Genomic DNA, 3,510 nt, shown 5'->3' with positions numbered 1-3,510 from the left:
CAAGGGTGTGCGCGGCGCGCTGGGCGACGCGGCGGTCGTCGTCACGCGCGAGGCCGCCGTCGACGCCGGCTGGTTCGGGCCCGTGGGAGAGCGTGCGCGGCGCGTCCTCGGCGACGTGGTCGTCGCCATGACGGGCCGCGCGACCGTCGTCGACTCCGCGACGCAGACGCCCGCGTCGCTCGACCTCGTCGGCGTGCACGGGTCGCTCACCCGGCACGAGATGCTCGTCCCGTTCCTCGTCGTGCAGAAAGGCTCCTGACCGTGGCGGAGCTCGTCTTCTTCTCGGGAACGATGGACTGCGGCAAGTCCACGCTCGCGCTGCAGATGCACCACAACCACGCCGCGCGCGGGCGCGACGGCGTGCTGTTCACGCGCAACGACCGGGCCGGTGCGGCGACCATCTCGTCGCGCCTCGGCCTCGTGCAGCACGCCGCCGAGGTCGGCGACGCGACCGACTTCTGGGCCGAGGTCATCGAGCGGCGCACGCAGGGGCAGCCGGTCGACTACCTCATCGCCGACGAGGCGCAGTTCTACACCGCCACGCAGGTCGAGCAGCTCGCGCGCGTCGTCGACGAGCTCGAGGTCGACGTCTACACCTTCGGGATCTCGACCGACTTCCGGGCGCGGCTGTTCCCGGGCTCTGCCCGGCTCGTCGAGCTGGCCGACCGCGTCGAGGTGCTCCAGGTCAAGGCGCTGTGCTGGTGCGGTGCGCGCGCGACCCACAACGCCCGCACGGTCGACGGCGTCATGGTCGTCGAGGGCGCCCAGGTGGTCGTCGGCGACGTCGCGGCCGCGAGCGGCGAGGTCGCGTACGAGGTGCTGTGCCGTCGGCACCACATGCGGCGCATGACGGCGGCGACCGCGCGCGCCGCGTCGCCGTCGGTCGCGACGCTCTCGTCGGCGCAGGGCACGCTCGGCGTCGGCGCCTGACCCTCGCGTCAGGCCGGACGCGACCGCCGAGGCCGGGTCACTCCGGCTTGGCGCCGAAGACGATCTCGTCCCAGCTCGGCACCTTCGCGCGACCCTTGCGCGTGCGGGGCCGCTCGGCGGGCTCGGTCGGCGACTCGTCGTCGACCGGCACGACGGGCACCACGGGCACCACGGGCTCGGGCTCGGGCTCGGGCGCCGGCGGGCGCAGCACGACGGCCTCCGCGAGCGGGTCGGCGTCGAGCGGGTGCGCCCCGGGGACGTCCACGTCGTCGCGACCGAAGTCGAACGCGTGCTGCGGGCCGAACCCCTCGAACTCCTCGTCGTCGACGTCGAGGTCGAGGTTCTGCCGCACGCCGCGCCGCGTGCGGAGCTCGTCGAGCAGGTCGTGGGTCTCCTGCTGCGGGTCGGGCTCCGGCTCGGGCTCGGGTGCGTCCGTGCCCGTGAGCGTCCCGTCGTCGCGGAAGTCGAACACCACGTCACGGACGGCCGCGAGGTGGCGGCGGGAGACGGGCTCGTCCGGGAGCTCCGTCTCGGAGAGCCAGCGTGCCTCGTCGTCGTCGGCCACGACGGTGCGCCGCGCCGCGTCGAACGTCCAGCGGGCCTCGTGCGCGGTGTCGTCGACGCGGAAGCGCGCGAGCACCACCCACGGGCCGGACGGCTCCCGCGCCGAGTCCCACGCGAGCGACGCGAGGTCGACGCCGCGAGCCGCGAGCCGGTCCGTCACGAGGTCGCCCAGCGTCGGCGCGCCCGCGTCACGGCCGACGCGCGTCGCACGCGCCTGCTCGGCGACGTACTCGCGCTCGGCCAGCACGGGCCCCTCGTAGCGGCGGACGTGCTCGACGGGCAGGCCGGACGCGTCCGCGACCTCCTGCGTCGTCGCGCCCGCACGGATGCGCGCCTGGATCTCCCGCGGGCTCAACGTCCCCGCGCTCTCGGCGCGCAGCTGTTCGAGCTGCGGCCGGTCCCGGCGCACGGCCGCACGCAGCGGCTCGTCGATGCGCAGACGGAACCGTTCGCCCCCGGGGCCCACGAGGACGAGATGCTCGCCGTCCTCGTGCAGACCCTCCAGCTCGAGCTCACCCATTCGACCTCCCGGTACCTCGGGAAGAGCCTGCCACCTCCGGACGCCCGGCGGGTGGATCCGGGACGGTGAGCCGCGCCTCGCCTCGCGGACGTCCGGTGCGGCCGACCGCGCCGCCGGGCAGGATGGGCGGGATGGACGCGCCCCGGGACCTGCCGCTGACCACCGACGTCGTCGCCGAGCTCGTCGAGGTCGCCGAGCGCCTCGCACGCGAGGCCGGCCGCCTGATCCACGAGGGACGGCCCGAGCGTGTCGCGGTGGCGGCGACGAAGAGCAGCCCCGAGGACGTCGTGACGGCGATGGACCTCGCGTCGGAGGACCTGCTGCGCCGCCGGCTCGCCGAGCTGCGGCCGCACGACGGCATCCTCGGCGAGGAGCAGGGGTTCGTGCTCGGCACGTCGGGCGTCACGTGGGTCGTCGACCCGATCGACGGCACCGTCAACTACCTGTACGGGCTGCCCGCCTACGCGGTGTCGGTCGCCGCGGTCGTCGGCCCGGTCGGCGACGACGGCCGCGCGCCGAACCCCGCGACGTGGACGGTGGTCGCGGCGTGCGTGCACGCCCCGACCGACGGCAGGACGTTCCGCGCGGGCCTCGGGCAGGGCGCGACCCTGGACGGTCGTGTGCTCCGGGCCGAGGACCCGCCCGCGCTCGCGGGGTGCCTCGTCGGCACGGGGTTCGGATACCTCGCGACGCGACGTCGCGCGCAGGCGCGCGTGCTCGCCGAGCTGTTGCCCCGAGTACGTGATATCCGTCGCATCGGGTCGGCCGCGCTCGACATCTGCAATCTCGCGGCGGGCCACCTCGACCTCTACTACGAGCGGGGCCTCGCCGCCTGGGACCTAGCGGCCGCGTCGCTCGTCGCGCAGGAGGCGGGGCTGCAGGTCACCGGCCTGCGCGGGCGCCCCGCGGGGACCGAGATGACGGTGGCCGGGGCGGCCGGTCGGGTGACCGAGCTGCGCGCCCTGCTCGAGTCGCTGGACGCCGACAGCGACGGGTGAAAACGCTCCCGCAAACGCCTGCGCGAATGTGGTCGCGCGTCCGTGTTCGCACTCGGGACAGATGTGGTGCACAATCCTCCGCGCGTGGGGAACAAATCCCGTCACCGGTGCATTGATCCCGCGTACGAGAATCCATCTGACGACGGAGTGTGACGCCACTCATGGCTACCGACTACGACGCCCCGCGCAAGACCGAGGAGGACCTGAGCGAGGACTCGCTCCAGGAGCTCCAGGCCCGGCGCTCGGACAAGAACTCGGGCGTGGTGGACGAGGACGAGACCGAGGCCGCCGAAGGCTTCGAGCTGCCGGGTGCGGACCTGTCGGGCGAGGAGCTCTCGGTCCGCGTCCTTCCCCGGCAGGCGGACGAGTTCACCTGTTCGAGCTGCTTCCTGGTGCACCACCGCAGCCAGCTCGCCTACGAGCGCAACGGGGCACCGGTGTGCTCCGAGTGCGCCGCGTGATCCTGCGCTGAACCGTTCGGCCGGCCCCCGCACCGCG

At 74.4% G+C, this 3,510-nt stretch carries 4 protein-coding genes and 1 pseudogene; 4 read left to right on the top strand and 1 reads right to left on the bottom strand.

Annotated elements, in window-relative coordinates; genetic code table 11:
• Positions 1 to 259 (top strand): annotated as a pseudogene (locus HGA02_RS13490) (alkaline phosphatase family protein); the annotation flags it as partial.
• Positions 260 to 261: 2 nt separating this feature from the next.
• The gene (locus tag HGA02_RS13485; protein ID WP_162352164.1) at positions 262 to 930 is read left to right on the top strand and encodes a thymidine kinase; all 669 of its coding nucleotides are present in this window, start codon (positions 262 to 264) and stop codon (positions 928 to 930) included.
• Between the two features lie 37 nt (positions 931 to 967).
• Here the strand turns inward: HGA02_RS13485 and sepH are convergent, their stop codons facing one another.
• On the bottom strand, positions 968 to 2,014 hold the full coding sequence (sepH, locus tag HGA02_RS13480; protein ID WP_168679440.1) for a septation protein SepH: 1,047 nt from the start codon (positions 2,012 to 2,014) through the stop codon (positions 968 to 970).
• 131 nt (positions 2,015 to 2,145) lie between these two features.
• Between sepH and HGA02_RS13475 the strand changes: the two genes are divergently transcribed.
• A complete protein-coding gene (locus HGA02_RS13475; RefSeq protein ID WP_168679439.1) occupies positions 2,146 to 3,012 on the top strand; it encodes an inositol monophosphatase family protein in 867 nt (288 codons plus the stop codon).
• A gap of 161 nt (positions 3,013 to 3,173) precedes the next feature.
• Positions 3,174 to 3,473 carry a DUF4193 domain-containing protein gene (locus tag HGA02_RS13470; protein ID WP_124343249.1) on the top strand — a complete coding sequence of 100 codons (300 nt, stop codon included), beginning with the start codon at positions 3,174 to 3,176 and terminating at the stop codon, positions 3,471 to 3,473.
• Positions 3,474 to 3,510: the final 37 nt, after the last annotated feature.

The organism is Cellulomonas septica (genome assembly GCF_012396155.1).
GTDB lineage: Bacteria > Actinomycetota > Actinomycetes > Actinomycetales > Cellulomonadaceae > Cellulomonas > Cellulomonas septica.
The sequence above is the reverse complement of the archived record's forward strand: the minus strand, read 5'-3'. Positions and strand labels throughout refer to the sequence as shown.

What these genes read in the sequence shown, in the direction of transcription:
- sepH (WP_168679440.1), bottom strand. Translation starts at nt 2,014, where the DNA reads ATGGGTGAGCTCGAGCTGGAGGGTCTGCACGAGGACGGCGAGCATCTC.
- HGA02_RS13475 (WP_168679439.1), top strand. Translation starts at nt 2,146, where the DNA reads ATGGACGCGCCCCGGGACCTGCCGCTGACCACCGACGTCGTCGCCGAG.
- HGA02_RS13470 (WP_124343249.1), top strand. Translation starts at nt 3,174, where the DNA reads ATGGCTACCGACTACGACGCCCCGCGCAAGACCGAGGAGGACCTGAGC.